General features: G+C 61.7%; 17 protein-coding genes. 11 read left to right on the plus strand and 6 right to left on the minus strand.

Annotated elements, in window-relative coordinates:
* The first annotated feature begins 30 nt into the window (after positions 1-30).
* From ELH03_RS12475 to ELH03_RS12490, 4 genes are all read left to right on the plus strand, one after another.
* Entirely contained in the window at positions 31-312 is a 282-nt protein-coding gene (locus ELH03_RS12475; RefSeq protein WP_128411895.1) for a hypothetical protein, read from the plus strand.
* 195 nt (positions 313-507) lie between these two features.
* Positions 508-723 (plus strand): hypothetical protein, encoded by a 216-nt coding sequence (locus ELH03_RS37920; RefSeq protein ID WP_128411896.1) that lies wholly within the window; start codon positions 508-510, stop codon positions 721-723.
* 304 nt (positions 724-1,027) lie between these two features.
* Positions 1,028-1,510: a BA14K family protein gene (locus ELH03_RS12485; RefSeq protein ID WP_130766354.1), complete on the plus strand. Its 483-nt coding sequence runs from the start codon at positions 1,028-1,030 to the stop codon at positions 1,508-1,510.
* 149 nt (positions 1,511-1,659) lie between these two features.
* Positions 1,660-2,250, plus strand: coding sequence for a GNAT family N-acetyltransferase (locus ELH03_RS12490; protein WP_130766355.1), 591 nt, complete (start codon positions 1,660-1,662; stop codon positions 2,248-2,250).
* Between the two features lie 128 nt (positions 2,251-2,378).
* On the opposite strand, the gene ELH03_RS12495 is transcribed toward ELH03_RS12490, so the two are convergent.
* From ELH03_RS12495 to ELH03_RS12505, 3 genes are all read right to left on the minus strand, one after another.
* Positions 2,379-3,278, minus strand: a complete 900-nt coding sequence (locus tag ELH03_RS12495; RefSeq protein ID WP_128411899.1) for a DUF3313 domain-containing protein — start codon at positions 3,276-3,278, stop codon at positions 2,379-2,381.
* A gap of 212 nt (positions 3,279-3,490) precedes the next feature.
* Positions 3,491-4,846, minus strand: a complete 1,356-nt coding sequence (locus tag ELH03_RS12500) for a sensor histidine kinase (RefSeq protein WP_128400487.1) — start codon at positions 4,844-4,846, stop codon at positions 3,491-3,493.
* On the minus strand, positions 4,843-5,514 hold the full coding sequence (locus ELH03_RS12505; RefSeq protein ID WP_064652883.1) for a response regulator transcription factor: 672 nt from the start codon (positions 5,512-5,514) through the stop codon (positions 4,843-4,845). Before ELH03_RS12505 ends, ELH03_RS12500 begins: the two co-directional genes overlap by 4 nt.
* Positions 5,515-5,655: 141 nt before the next feature.
* Between ELH03_RS12505 and ELH03_RS37380 the strand changes: the two genes are divergently transcribed.
* Positions 5,656-5,802, plus strand: coding sequence for a hypothetical protein (locus ELH03_RS37380; RefSeq protein WP_003560398.1), 147 nt, complete (start codon positions 5,656-5,658; stop codon positions 5,800-5,802).
* 15 nt (positions 5,803-5,817) lie between these two features.
* Here the strand turns inward: ELH03_RS37380 and ELH03_RS12510 are convergent, their stop codons facing one another.
* Positions 5,818-6,360, minus strand: a complete 543-nt coding sequence (locus ELH03_RS12510) for an NADPH-dependent FMN reductase (protein WP_128411906.1) — start codon at positions 6,358-6,360, stop codon at positions 5,818-5,820.
* Between the two features lie 157 nt (positions 6,361-6,517).
* On the opposite strand from ELH03_RS12510, the gene ELH03_RS12515 reads away from it, so the two are divergent.
* Genes ELH03_RS12515 through ELH03_RS12525 form a run of 3 tightly spaced genes read left to right on the plus strand, consistent with a single transcriptional unit; the run spans position 6,518 to position 9,140 of the window.
* Entirely contained in the window at positions 6,518-7,537 is a 1,020-nt protein-coding gene (locus tag ELH03_RS12515) for an ABC transporter ATP-binding protein (RefSeq protein WP_128400486.1), read from the plus strand.
* Positions 7,534-8,334 carry an ABC transporter permease gene (locus ELH03_RS12520; protein WP_128400485.1) on the plus strand — a complete coding sequence of 267 codons (801 nt, stop codon included), beginning with the start codon at positions 7,534-7,536 and terminating at the stop codon, positions 8,332-8,334. The genes ELH03_RS12515 and ELH03_RS12520 overlap by 4 nt, the downstream gene beginning before the upstream one ends.
* On the plus strand, positions 8,292-9,140 hold the full coding sequence (locus tag ELH03_RS12525; protein ID WP_197729995.1) for an ABC transporter permease: 849 nt from the start codon (positions 8,292-8,294) through the stop codon (positions 9,138-9,140). Before ELH03_RS12520 ends, ELH03_RS12525 begins: the two co-directional genes overlap by 43 nt.
* Positions 9,141-9,165: 25 nt before the next feature.
* Here the strand turns inward: ELH03_RS12525 and ELH03_RS12530 are convergent, their stop codons facing one another.
* A complete protein-coding gene (locus ELH03_RS12530) occupies positions 9,166-9,687 on the minus strand; it encodes a winged helix-turn-helix transcriptional regulator (protein ID WP_130766357.1) in 522 nt (173 codons plus the stop codon).
* Positions 9,688-9,776: 89 nt separating this feature from the next.
* Here ELH03_RS12530 and ELH03_RS12535 point away from each other — a divergent pair, with 89 nt between their 5' ends.
* Both ELH03_RS12535 and ELH03_RS12540 read left to right on the plus strand, forming a co-directional pair.
* Entirely contained in the window at positions 9,777-10,418 is a 642-nt protein-coding gene (locus tag ELH03_RS12535) for a dihydrofolate reductase family protein (RefSeq protein WP_130766358.1), read from the plus strand.
* A 271-nt stretch (positions 10,419-10,689) separates the two neighbouring features.
* The gene (locus tag ELH03_RS12540; RefSeq protein ID WP_205934237.1) at positions 10,690-10,908 is read left to right on the plus strand and encodes a hypothetical protein; all 219 of its coding nucleotides are present in this window, start codon (positions 10,690-10,692) and stop codon (positions 10,906-10,908) included.
* 166 nt (positions 10,909-11,074) lie between these two features.
* Here the strand turns inward: ELH03_RS12540 and ELH03_RS12545 are convergent, their stop codons facing one another.
* A complete protein-coding gene (locus tag ELH03_RS12545; RefSeq protein ID WP_130766359.1) occupies positions 11,075-11,719 on the minus strand; it encodes a TetR/AcrR family transcriptional regulator in 645 nt (214 codons plus the stop codon).
* A gap of 88 nt (positions 11,720-11,807) precedes the next feature.
* Between ELH03_RS12545 and ELH03_RS12550 the strand changes: the two genes are divergently transcribed.
* Positions 11,808-12,461 carry an O-methyltransferase gene (locus ELH03_RS12550; RefSeq protein WP_130766360.1) on the plus strand — a complete coding sequence of 218 codons (654 nt, stop codon included), beginning with the start codon at positions 11,808-11,810 and terminating at the stop codon, positions 12,459-12,461.
* Positions 12,462-12,509 lie beyond the last annotated feature (48 nt).

A 12,509-nucleotide genomic window follows, 5' to 3' on the forward strand; every position in this document is an offset into this window, starting at 1 on the left:
CGGGCGCCGACGAGGCGCCCGGTTGCCACGATGGCTTGCCATCCTCCACGCCGGCGTTCTGGCCACGTCGATCGATTGACAGCCAGAGACTCATTTTCCCATGAAACCGTTTTCGCCGATTTGCGTTTAGCGGCCATGAAAAGAGAACGTGAACCCTCATCAAAGGCTTACCGGCAGGATCGTTTCGAAAACACCGAGCGAGCCGCCAAGGAAACCATCGAGGCGGAGCAGCGAGCCCGCCGCGAAAAAACCAAGCGGCTGAAAGAGCTGCGCCTGTCACAGCAGGGAGCCAAGGACCCCGCAACCAAGTAGATCTCACGCTGCACTATCCGGTTGGCACGCCGATCGGTCTCATATCCATGCCTTGCCACCCTCACCCGCGTCTTCCAGTGCGTGCCCCGAATTGTTTTTGAATTTCGGACCTTCGCCCATCTTGCAGAGCAAAGATCGCGAAATTATCTTTTTTCCACGATAGCGATTCACGGCATCGAAGAAGGGCAGATTGCGATGTCAGACAAGCTGTTCAGCACGCGTGACGAACCGCTCACCTCCGAAGACCTCGATGTGTGCAGGCGTGTCCACGAAGCTCTGTGTAGCGGGCTAAAGATGGACAGATCAAGCGAGGAGGCCGACCGTCTGGGCTCCCTTATCATCGAGCTTTACCGCCAGGGTGTGCATGACGAAAGCCAGCTCCGATTGCTGGCCGGCGGAAGGCGAGCCTGATAGCTCGAGACGTCAAGTTACCTGCAGCTTCTCCATTTCCCTCGGCGTCAAGCCTGCCCTGATCCGCCACCATTGCGGGATCTGGTGCATGCCTGCCGGACAGCTTTGGTGTCGTGGATGACGGTGGCGGCGCGTCTGGGTTGAACCGGCTGTTCACCGAATGACCGATGGCCTGTCGCCTTGGCCTATCATTACCTACGTTAGTGCCGACGCACATACCGCGCCTCATTCCATCCCAAAATGAAACCTATTCCCTTCCCCTGCGTTACTCCCTCGATACATCCGTTGACCCAAGGTGAGTGAAATGAACAGATTCGCCATCATTGCCCTGTCGATAACGACGGCCTTCTCCGGAATGCCGGCCTCGGCAGGTCCGGCTTTCGTGCCGAGCCCGGTGCAATCGGCGCAGCCGGCGCCTCAAAATACGGATGCCCGCATCGTGACCATCGGCTGCAATAACTTCACGAACTGCCCGGGTCAGTTCAGTAATAGTCGCAGGTGGTATCGCAACCGCCATCATTATCGTGACCGGAACTACGACCGCGACGACCGCTATGGCTGGGATCGCCGCTACGATCGCCGGTATCGCGGCCATGACAACACCGGTGCCATCATAGGCGGTCTGGCGGCCGGCGCCCTCCTCGGCGGCATCATCGCTTCGCAGCCGCGCACGCGTGCCTACAGTTCTGATTCGCATGCCGAGTATTGCTATAGCCGCTACCGGTCATACCGCGCCTATAACAATACCTACCAGCCGAACTACGGCCCACGCCGTCAGTGCCGGTAACCCGGCCGATCCATCAGAGCAAGCCTCGCATGAAGATGCGGGGCTTTTTTGATGGCCGAAAGCCCGTTGCACGGCTTTCAATCGGCGGTCAGTCGTGCTTGTCTGCCCGGCCAGATTGGTCGGTTGGGCGACACGAACCTAGGTGCGAAATGACATCTGGACATGCAGCAAAGCCCGCCAGCCCCGTCGTCCTGGTGCCGCCGGATCTGGAAAACCTGTCGAGCTTCGAAGCGGCGCTCGCCGCTGGCTGGTCTCCCGATCCGCGCCGCGCGGGCGACGAAACCTATGTACGCGGTGAGCTTCAGCGGCTGCGCCAGGACCGGGCGAAGTTCCTCGACGATCTCATTCCTGATGGCACGCGGTGCGCCGGATCCGGACCGCCGCCTCTGACCACCCGACTGTTCTGGATCTGGGACGGCGAATTCTGCGGCAGCATCAGCCTGCGTTTTCAAGCGGGCACCGAGGAGCTGCCGCCCGAGGTGTCGGGCCATGTGGGATATTCCGTCGTGCCGTGGAAACAGCGCAATGGCCACGCGACCACCGCGCTGAGCCTTCTGATGGCCGTGGCATCGAAGGAAGGCCTCGACCACCTGGTCGTCCTCTGCAACGAGGACAACGACGCCTCGCGCCGCGTGATCGAGCGCAATGGCGGCGAATTGTTCATGCGCGGCCCGCATCCCTCCGACAGACCCGATCAGATCAAACTGTATTTCTGGCTGAAGCCCGGAGCCGCCGGCTGACGTGAAGCGCGACGGATTTCCAGACGGACGGAGCACAGGCCTTGCCCGCCTTTGCTCCGTCCGTCCCGTCAGCCTGGGGCTGGCTGAATGCTGGTCGCGGAGCGGCTGCCGTCGCCGCGCATCGTCTCTCAATAGGTCGCGGCCGGTTTCGGCTTCTTCTCGGTCCATTGCGGCGGCGCGCCGTATTTGGCAGCCACAGCTCCCATCAGTCCGGGCGGCCGACCGAAGGCGTCGCAGGCGGCGTATTTCGGTTTTCCGCCGAGCCACGATTTCATCCGCTGCCCCGATGGCAGCGAGATATCCAATCCCTTCGGCTCCTTGCCTTTGATCAGCATGCGGGAAAACTCGCTGCTGAATTTCGAAGCCAGGCTATAGGCGTCGCCGACTTCGGAAACGCGGGGGTTGTTCTGCAGCGAGTTTGCCCCGCGCGACCAGACGATGGCCGCCCGCTGCACGCCACCGCTGTCGATGGCTTCCGCCTCGACCGCCAGTCCGCCCAGGCCGGCCGGCAGCCGCGGCACGCCGACCGGCAGCACGAAACCGGTACCGACGGTCACGACGGTCGAAACACCCGCCATCGCCTTGTTGGTCGGCACGATGTCGGTGACAACCGAGCGGATTGTCAGGTCCGACGGCTGGCCGGCTGAGACCAGCTGATATTTGTCGCTGAGCGAAATGCAGAGCGCCCGGTCCAGCGCGTTCGCCACCATCACGCGGTCGGCGTCCGATTTGACGCGGGTCGCGGCGCTGAAGGCGAAGGTCGTCGGCACGATGCTCACCGTCTTTGCCGGGCTAAGGCGCGTCCCATCGACATAGACGCGCGATTTCGACAGCTTGCCCTTCGGCGCGCCGAGATTGCCGTAGGAAGAAAGCGTGCCGGCCTCCTTCAGTGGCACCGAGCTGCAACCGGCCGCGGCCATGGCGAGCGCCAGCGGCAGAGCGAGAGACAAGCCTCTCGACGCCAGTGGGAAGGAAAATGGGAATGGATTGCTGCGCACGCTGTCTGGCCTCCGTCGCCGATAGCGCATAACCCCGAAAATCGAGATCGATTTTCGGAAAGGATTATGCGCAGGTTTAAAACGCTAGAGCGTCCTTGGCGCGTCCTGTCGGACGCGCGGCGCTCTAGTGTCCGGCGAAAGTGGCGGTCGACAATTGCCGCAACATTACAGATCGCTTCCCAGAGCCTTTCCTAGAACCAGGAAAGGCTCTAGGGGCGGATGCTGCTCAACCAGGCCCGACCTTATGCGAGTTCGATCGTCACCCGCGTCCCGGCAGCACTGCTCTCGATACTGACCTCGCCGCCATGATTTGCGGCGACCTGCTTGACGAGGCTGAGGCCGAGACCGGCGCCCCTGCTCTTCGGGGTGACGCGATAGAAAGGCTCGAACACCAGCTCCCGATGTTCGGCCGGAATACCCGGCCCTTCGTCGGCAACACTGATCCAGCCGCCGCCGGAAGGCGAGCGCGATACCGAAACCGTGATCATCCCCCTGTTGCAACCGTGGTCGATGGCGTTGCGCACCAAGTTGCTCACCGCCCTCGGCAGGGCAGAAGGGCTGCCCCGGCGTTCAAGGCTCTCCGCCTCGCTTAGAAACGAGATTTGATAGCCGTCGGCAATCGCCAGCGGCGCGAGATCGGCAACGACCGTTCGGGCGACTTCGACGAGATCGATCGTTTCGTGCAGATCGATCGCCTGATTGTTGCGCTCGAAATCGAGCAGTTGTTCGGCAGTCTCGGCGAGGCGCGCGACGTCATCGAGCAATCGCCTTCGGTCCTGGCCCTCGGGCGTTCCGTCGATCCGCGTCTGCATGATCGCGATCGGCGTCCTGAGTTCATGCGCGGCATCGATCAGGAAGTGTTGCCGTTTGCGGAATTCATTTTCCAGCCGGTCAAGCGCCTCGTTGAAGGCAATCACCAGCGGGGCCACCTCCTTGGGGATGCCGTCCAGAGGCAGGCGTGCATCGTAGCGACGAGGTTCGATCTCCGATGCCTTGCGGGCAACCTCGCTGACACTGGCCAGAGCACGCCTGACAATTCGCGGAACGGCAAGGAAAACTGCCGGCAACGCAACGGTGAGCAGCGAGACATAGATCGGATAGACGGCGCCCATAAGGACAAGAACGGGCCAACCCTTGTCAGCGACGCCGCCAAACAGAACCCGGAGCTCGCCTATGGCAGTCTCCACGTTTTCAACGGACGCGATCTCGTTCGTGTCGACCGATCCCCTGATGTCTGCGCCCTGGAACAAATGGGTGAGATGCGCAATTTCGCCATAGGCTGCAGGGATGGCGCCATAGGATACCGAAGAACCGTTCGTCGTGGCGGCGACATACCAAAGCCCGTTATACTGCTCCTTGAGCGACGCCAGCTCTGGCGTATCGCGTATTTCAAGCTGGCCCTGCGCATCGAGCGCGACGGACCGGGCCAGTACCGCGGTGATATGATCCTCCAGCGCGACATTGGGAGAGAGGATCGTGGCGCCATAAACGCAGAGGCCGAAGATCACCGCCGCCACCACGGCGACGAAGACAATGCTGAGCTGCCAGCTGAGCCGCCACCAAAGCGATGGATTGGCGTATTGCGTCTTGGCCATCATTCTTCCTTCATGAGATAGCCGACGCCGCGGATATTATGGATCGCGACGCCGGCACCGGCATCGATCAGCCGCTTGCGCAACCGCGAAATATGCGCGTCGAGCGCATTCGACTGGATTTCCTCTTCGTAATTATAAACCGCGGCCTCCAGCGTCGAGCGCAGCACGGTCTTCTCCTTGCGCCTTGCGAGTGCCGCCAGCACCAGAAGTTCGCGCCGGGGCAGGTCCAGCGGCACGGCATCGACGGTGACGCTCAGATGCAGCGGGTCGATCACCATCCGTCCGGCAGTGATCTTGAGTTCGGCCAGTTCAGGCGATCGCCGCAGCACGGCCCTGAGCCGCGCCATCAGTTCCTCCACAAGGAACGGCTTGCCGAGATAGTCGTCGGCGCCGAGATCGAGCCCTTCCACCCGCTGCCTCGGTTCGTTCAGCGCCGTCAGCACGATGATCGGCGTATCCTTGCCCGTCCGCCTGAGCTCCGGAATGAAGCTCAGCCCCTCTCCGTCGGGGAGGCGACGGTCAAGCAGGATCGCATCGTAGCCATTCTGCCGCGTCAACTCGACGGCGTCTGCCAGATGCATCGTGTGGTCGGTGACAATCCCATGTTTGCCGAGTGCGGCCGACAGCGCCTCGGCCAGCTCCCTCTCATCCTCTATCAGCAGTATCCGCATCGCCCGTCCATTGTCTCGCTCTCCCCCTTCTGTCTGCCACAAGGGTTGCGGCAGCATTGCGGAGCTTGCAAGGCAGCCGGTCATGCTGCTGCAATTGTTGAAGTCCAGCACAAAGAATATTCGCGGCAGCTGGAGATCAAGATGATCCGACCTATCCTTCGTCTCCTGACGAGACACTTCCTCTCCGCCTTTATCCTGGCCGCACTGCTCGCAGCCCCACTCGTCATTCTGCACACGCTTCACGAAAAAACGGCATTCGAGAGCGGCCTGCTGATGGATGTGCGGTGATGCAGCGGGCGAGCTTCAGGCGGTCTTACTGTCTGCCATGCAATAGGCCGAAAAGGCCTGAAGATAGGCCTCCACCCTGGAACGATTATCCGCCATCTCGATGCTCCGAAGCACCTCGGCTGGATCCAGTTTCATCAGAGGGAGTCGAAGGAAGATATCGCCCGCGAACCGGTCGGTGATGGTCGCGAGAACGGTGCGAAGACCCGCCAGCATATCGTCGCCCCGATGCGATGCATGCAGCAGGGCAATCGGCTTATGGACGATCTCATCTCCCGACACGAGCCAGTCGATCGCATTCTTGAGGCCGCCCGGGATGGATCGAACATATTCCGGGCTGGCAATGATCACCCCGTCGCTCTGAGCGACCACATCTATGAAATCCCGCACCGCCTCCGGTAGAGATTCTCCCTCGAGGTCAGGCGAGAATACCGGCAACCGTCCGACACCGTCGAAGATCGAAACCTCGATATCGCTGGGCGCTATGGTACGGATCGCCCGCAGCATAGCCGTGTTGGTGGAATTGAGCCGGGCGCTGCCGGATATTGCGAGAATCCTCATGATCCTAACAGGAATCGATTGATCATGGCTGTCAACGCAAAAGGCTAGGTTCGATTGAGTAACGCCAAAAAGGCGACTTTTGCTTGAACTGGCCAAGCCCCGCGTTAGCCTGGGTACTGCTGCCGAATCGGCTGGAATCACCCTCGAGGAAATACACATGTCGGCTTTGATCGAGGCGCGGGGCGTCAGCAAACGCTTCCGGCAGCACAAGCGATTTCCGGGCCTGCTGGGCGCTCTGAAGACGCTGGTGACCAGCGAATACACCGAGGTTCAGGCGGTTTCCGACATCGGTTTCGACATCGCGGCGGGCGAAGCCGTGGGCTATCTCGGCCCCAATGGCGCCGGCAAATCCACGATGATCAAGATGATGACCGGCATCCTGGTGCCGAGCGCCGGCACGCTCTCGGTGCTCGGCCGGACACCGCATCTGAAACGCATGGACAATGCGCGCGAGATCGGCGTTGTTTTTGGCCAGCGCAGCCAGCTGTGGTGGGACCTGCCGCTGGTCGACAGTTTTACCTTGCACCAGCGCATCTATGATATCCCCGTCGCGCGTTACGCGGATAATCTCCGGCGCTTCAGCGAATTGCTTGACTTGACGCCCTTTCTCGACCGCGCGGTGCGCCAGCTCAGCCTCGGCCAGCGCATGCGCGCCGAGATCGTGATGTCGCTGCTGCACGATCCCAAGATCCTTTTTCTGGACGAGCCGACCATCGGTCTTGATGTGGTCGCCAAGGATGCGGTTCGGCGCTTTCTCGCCGAGATCAACCGCGAGCGCGGCGTCACCATCATTCTCACCACCCATGACCTGCAGGACATCGAGACAATCTGCCCGCGGCTGATCATGGTCGATCACAGCAGGCTCATCTTCGACGGCGAGTTGAAGAGCCTGCGCGCGGCATTGGGCTCTGCCCGGCGGCTGACACTCGAATTTGCCAGTGACCCTGGACCGCTGCCATTGCGCACCGCGGCTCTGGTCAGCGACGAGGGCTTGCGCAAGAACTATCTCATCGAGCGTGAAGACATCTCGCTGGTCGCAATCCTGTCGGAGGTCGGCAGCGGGCGCGACCTCAAGGACGTGGCGCTGCACGAGCCCGACATCGAAGAGGTCATCCGCACCTTCTACCAGCGCCGCAACGCCGACCAGCGTAGCAATGCCAAGGCCCGGGCATCATGAGCGCCTATGTCGCCTTCGCGCGCAGTTCCTTCCATTCGCAACTCGCCTACCGCAACGAAGTATGGGCCAATATCTTCGGCAAACTCGTGCAGGTTTTCGCGCGTGTCGCCATCTGGCAGGCGGCCTATGCCGGCATCGGCGCAATCGTGGTCGACGGGGTCTCCCTGCAGCAGATGGTGACCTATGCGCTGCTTGGCGGCGCCGTGATGGGCGCAACCCGCCCCGAAAGGATCATCGGCGAGATCGGCCGGTCGCTCAAGACGGGCGATGTCGCGGTCTGGCTGCTCAAGCCCTTGTCCTATCCGCTCTATCTCTTCGCCAATGAATGCGGCAGCTTTGGTTATCGCCTGATGACCCAGGTCATTCCGACCGTCGTCTTCACCGCGTTGTTTTACGGCATGCTGCCGCCGGCAAGCCTCTTCGATGGCCTGATGTTCATCGCCTTCTGGGCGCTATCCTTTACGTTGCTGTTCCTGATGTCGGCGCTCTTCGGCCTCGTCGCCTTCTGGCTGATGACGAGCTTCTCGCTGGACTGGATCCTGGGCGCCCTGCTGCAATTATTCTCGGGCTTGCTGATACCGTTCTGGTTCTTCCCCGAACCGCTGGCCACGATTGCCCGCCACCTGCCCTTCGCCTGGGTGGTCTATTATCCCAATGCCGTCTATCTCGGCAGGCTTTCCACGGCCGATGCCTGGCTCCATCTCGGCCTGGGTCTTGCCTGGGCCGCGTTGTTCCTTACCGGCGTCCTCTGGCTATGGCGCCGGGCCTCCGGCCGCATCACCGTGCAGGGAGGTTGATCGTGCTCATTCATCACCTGCGCGTCCTTCCACTGCTGGTCCGAATGCATGTCCGCTCCCAGATGGAATATCGCGGCGCCTTCTGGCTCGACCGTCTTGCGCAGATCCTTTCCTATGGCAGCGTCTTCGCCACCATCGGCATCCTGCTCACCCGCTTCGACACGCTCGGCGGCTGGACCTGGCCGGAGCTGGCGCTGTTGTTCAGCTTTCAATTGCTGGCTTATTCGCTGGGTGCCGCGATGAGCTTCGTGCAATTGCGCGACCTCGAAGAACTGGTGCGCTTGGGCACGTACGATACGCTGCTGGTCAAGCCTTTCAGCCCCTGGGCCTATCTGGTCTTTTCCGGCCTCAATATCGGCTATACCGGCCACGTCATCCTCGCGGTGGCGCTGATGGGCTGGGCCGTTCTGTCCGTCGACTTCGCCTGGTCGATCTGGTCCGCCTCGTTCCTAATTGCTGCGCTCATCAGCGCGACGCTGCTGACCGCTGCCCTCATTACCATGATCGGCGCCACGGCGCTGATCTGGGTGCGCTCCAACCACCTTTTCTCGATCTTCTTCGGCTTTTGGGAATTGACGCGCTACCCGCTCAATATTTTTCCGGGCGGCATACAGGCCATCCTCATCACCGCGGTTCCGCTGGCCCTGACCAGTTCGGTCCCCGTCGGCGCCCTGCTCGGCAAGCCCATCCCGATCCTCGGGGACTGGGCCGGGCCTGCATCTCTTGTAGCCGGCCCGATTTGGGTGTTGATAGCAATCGCTCATTGGCGGTACGCCACCGGCAAATACCAGGGTGCCGGAGGCTGATCGGGCCGACTACTTTCCTGTATATTCAGGATGCCTGCGACAACGATCGCGCGCGAACCTCTAGGAACGCCGCCGTCAGCTTCGCCAGTACGGGCGAGGTGCATGTGCCGTTGGCGCCGCCGATCGGATCGACGATGTGGATCTGCCGGAGATCCTCCATGAATTCGTCCCAAAGCGGCGGCCCGCCTTCTTCGAGAAGCTGCGCGCGGATGCTCAGCTCCTCGCTGACCGGGAGATGGCGCCGCCCCCAGGCGCCGATCATGGCGAAGACGGGAACGAGCTGAATCGCTGGCTCCAGGAGGCTGTAGATCGCTTTCTGACTGTGGCTCGGATCGTCCCGCTTGCTGATGAACCCGAGCGAAAGCAGACGCTTCAGCCTGGCGGCGAGAATGTTGGAGGCGATGCCCTCCTCCGAATGGGTCAGAAGATCGCGGAAATGGCGGCGATTGCCGTACATGATGTCCCTGATGATGATGAGGCTCCACCGGTCGCCCAGCACTTCCATCGTCAGGTTGATCGGGCAACCCGACCGCAGTTCGATATCCACGATATTCTCCTTTGAAAAACTGGTTGCATTATAGGATCACTTATGCGACAACGCAACTAGTTTCAAAATGCAATCATATGGAGGAGAGCATGCCCAAGGTGCGTGTCGCAGCATTTTCCCTTTCCATAGATGGTTTCGGCGCCGGGCCGGAGCAAAGCATGAGCGATCCGCTGGGCAAGCGGGGGACGGAGATGTTCGAATGGTTTTTCCGCACCCACACCTTCCGCGCGATGATCGGAAAGGACGGCGGCTCTGAAGGCGTTGACGAGGATTATGCGGCTCGCGGCATGGCCAATTTCGGCGCATTCATTCTCGGGCGCAACATGTTCGGCCCCATCCGCGGCGAGTGGCCGGATGACGTCTGGAAAGGCTGGTGGGGGCCGAATCCGCCCTATCACACGCCGACCTATATTCTGACGCATTATCCCCGCGAACCGATCGTCATGGAGGGCGGCACGACGTTTCACTTCGTCACCGGCGGCATCGAGGAAGCGCTTGACAAGGCGGTGGCTGCGGCCGGCGACAAGGACGTGAAAATCGGTGGCGGCGTCAGCACCGTCCGCCAATATCTGAAGGCTGGCCTGATCGACGAATTGCATTTCGCCATCTCGCCGGTCGTACTCGGCAAGGGCGAAGCGATGTTCACGGGCATCGACCTCCCCGCCCTCGGCTTCCGCGTCGCCGAGCATGTCGCAACCGAACACGCCACGCATATCGTGCTGGCGAAATAAACGAGCCCGGTCGGTATTCTAGGCGCTTCCAGATGGAACACCTCGGCCGCATCGAAGGCGTCCGCAACATCAAGACGGAAATCCCGATGGAGAAGATCAAGCAATCCTGGCCGATACCGCTCTGACGAGCGCCTGTCGGGATCGTTCGGCTGTCACCAAGCCGTGTCAAAATGGCCGTGGTATTGCTGCTGAATGAGCGTAGAGTAAACGCCATCGCTCATCGGATCATCGACACGACCGCTTGCGAGGCTATAGGTGCTCTTGCCGTTTCATGGAGGGTACGAAGGTGCTCCTGTCGCTCATCTCGCTCAATGATGATGACATAACCATCGTCACCGATGCCGTTCGGCAATGGTGCTGCGAGAGGAAGCTCGACATCGACAGCATCGAAGGACGCCACGCCATCACCGTCGCCGTCGATCTCGTTCAGTTGAACACCGGCCGCGACAGACTGTTTTCCGAGCTGTCGAAGCAGTTGGACGACCGCTAGAATCCGACATCCATCCATCGAAGCCGAGGCGTCCTCCAATGACCGATGTTGAGGATGCCGCGCTTTCCCTTGCCGCCCCGTTGCGTCACCGCCGAGGAGCATCCGCGCCTGAGAGAGCCTCATCCTGAAGTCTCGAAGGACGAGGCGGGCTTTCCGGCGGGAAACGTCATGCCCCGTCCCGGCCAGCCCCAAGCCGTTCGAGGTAGGCGCAAAACATATCGGCCATGGTGTCGGCATAGACGTCGATCTCGGCAAGGTTCCGAGGAGCCTCCGAGAACTGCTTGCCCACCGTGCCGAGCGTCGTGGTGATCAGGTCGCCGACGAGCACCCGGGTCGCCTCCGGCGCGCAAGGCAGCGCTTCCTGCATAAATAGTTCGACGATGCGGTCGCCCGATGCCCTCGCCGCCTGCGCCTCCGGTGCATCGCGATAAAGAGGTGCCGCGTCATGGAGCGCCACGCGCATCGCCGCCTCCTCGCACTCCGAGCGGAGGAAGGCATGAACGAGGCGGCGCAGCCGTTCGAGCGGCGGCCTTTGCACATCGGCGAGGATGCCGCCGAGCATGTCCGTCGTCTGCCGCCATTCGTCGCTCTGCAGCCGGAAGAGGATCGCCGCCTTGTTGGGGAAATATTGGTAGAGCGATCCGATGCTGACGCCCGCCCTTTCGGCCACCCGCGCCGTGGTGAAGCGCTGGGCGCCTTCCCGCGCCAAAACCTGAGCAGCGGCATCCAGGATCGCCGCCACGAGCTCCGCCGAGCGGGCCTGCTTGGGCTGTTTTCGTGAGGAAATCCGGGCCCTTGGACGATCAGTCATGGCGGCGCTCAGCAATGCGAATAGCAGATGCGATGAATTACTCGTATTTTTCGCTCCAGACAAGAAGCTGTCACCAAGGAGATATGACATGACGACACTGACCACCGCCCCGCTGGCACCCTTGCTCAATGGCCTGTTCGAAGAGGCCGCCACGGCGACGAGCCCGGCAATGTCGGCCCTGTCAGGTGATGAGCGAATGCGCCTGATCGGCAGCAAGACCGAATATCTCGACCTTTACGGGCGCCTGAAGGATCTCTGGCTTCCCGTCTCCAGGGAGGCCGGCGCGCTGCTCTACATGCTGGCGCGAAGCAGCCGCGCACGAACGATCGTCGAATTCGGCACATCCTTCGGCATCTCGACCCTCCATCTCGCAGCCGCGCTGCGCGACAATGGCGGCGGCCGGCTGATCACCAGCGAGTTCGAGCCGTCGAAGCTGGCCCGCGCCCGCGCCAACCTGACGGCGGGCGGCCTCATCGACCTCGTCGAGATCCGCGAAGGCGATGCCCTTGAGACCCTGAGCACGGATCTCCCGGAAACGATCGACCTGCTGTTCCTCGATGGCGCCAAGGCGCTCTATCGCGATATCTTGGAACTGGTGGAAGACCGCCTGAGGCCGGGCGCCCTCATCGTCGCCGACAATGCCGACCTCTGCCCGGAATACCTCGCCCGCGTACGCTCGCCCGCAGCCGGCTACCTCTCGACACCATTCGAAGAGGATATCGAGCTGTCGATGCGGACCTGATGATCCCAGGCCGTTACCCGGCCAGGCGTGCGCCAGCCGGGCGATCGC

The sequence above is a fragment of the Rhizobium beringeri genome (assembly GCF_004306515.1).
Lineage (GTDB): Bacteria > Pseudomonadota > Alphaproteobacteria > Rhizobiales > Rhizobiaceae > Rhizobium > Rhizobium beringeri.

Coding starts and splice junctions, on each gene's coding strand:
- ELH03_RS12475 (WP_128411895.1), top strand. CDS start 31: ATGGCTTGCCATCCTCCACGCCGGCGTTCTGGCCACGTCGATCGATTG.
- ELH03_RS37920 (WP_128411896.1), top strand. CDS start 508: ATGTCAGACAAGCTGTTCAGCACGCGTGACGAACCGCTCACCTCCGAA.
- ELH03_RS12485 (WP_130766354.1), top strand. CDS start 1,028: ATGAACAGATTCGCCATCATTGCCCTGTCGATAACGACGGCCTTCTCC.
- ELH03_RS12490 (WP_130766355.1), top strand. CDS start 1,660: ATGACATCTGGACATGCAGCAAAGCCCGCCAGCCCCGTCGTCCTGGTG.
- ELH03_RS12495 (WP_128411899.1), bottom strand. CDS start 3,278: ATGCGCTATCGGCGACGGAGGCCAGACAGCGTGCGCAGCAATCCATTC.
- ELH03_RS12500 (WP_128400487.1), bottom strand. CDS start 4,846: ATGATGGCCAAGACGCAATACGCCAATCCATCGCTTTGGTGGCGGCTC.
- ELH03_RS12505 (WP_064652883.1), bottom strand. CDS start 5,514: ATGCGGATACTGCTGATAGAGGATGAGAGGGAGCTGGCCGAGGCGCTG.
- ELH03_RS37380 (WP_003560398.1), top strand. CDS start 5,656: ATGATCCGACCTATCCTTCGTCTCCTGACGAGACACTTCCTCTCCGCC.
- ELH03_RS12510 (WP_128411906.1), bottom strand. CDS start 6,360: ATGAGGATTCTCGCAATATCCGGCAGCGCCCGGCTCAATTCCACCAAC.
- ELH03_RS12515 (WP_128400486.1), top strand. CDS start 6,518: ATGTCGGCTTTGATCGAGGCGCGGGGCGTCAGCAAACGCTTCCGGCAG.
- ELH03_RS12520 (WP_128400485.1), top strand. CDS start 7,534: ATGAGCGCCTATGTCGCCTTCGCGCGCAGTTCCTTCCATTCGCAACTC.
- ELH03_RS12525 (WP_197729995.1), top strand. CDS start 8,292: ATGGCGCCGGGCCTCCGGCCGCATCACCGTGCAGGGAGGTTGATCGTG.
- ELH03_RS12535 (WP_130766358.1), top strand. CDS start 9,777: ATGCCCAAGGTGCGTGTCGCAGCATTTTCCCTTTCCATAGATGGTTTC.
- ELH03_RS12540 (WP_205934237.1), top strand. CDS start 10,690: ATGGAGGGTACGAAGGTGCTCCTGTCGCTCATCTCGCTCAATGATGAT.
- ELH03_RS12545 (WP_130766359.1), bottom strand. CDS start 11,719: ATGACTGATCGTCCAAGGGCCCGGATTTCCTCACGAAAACAGCCCAAG.
- ELH03_RS12550 (WP_130766360.1), top strand. CDS start 11,808: ATGACGACACTGACCACCGCCCCGCTGGCACCCTTGCTCAATGGCCTG.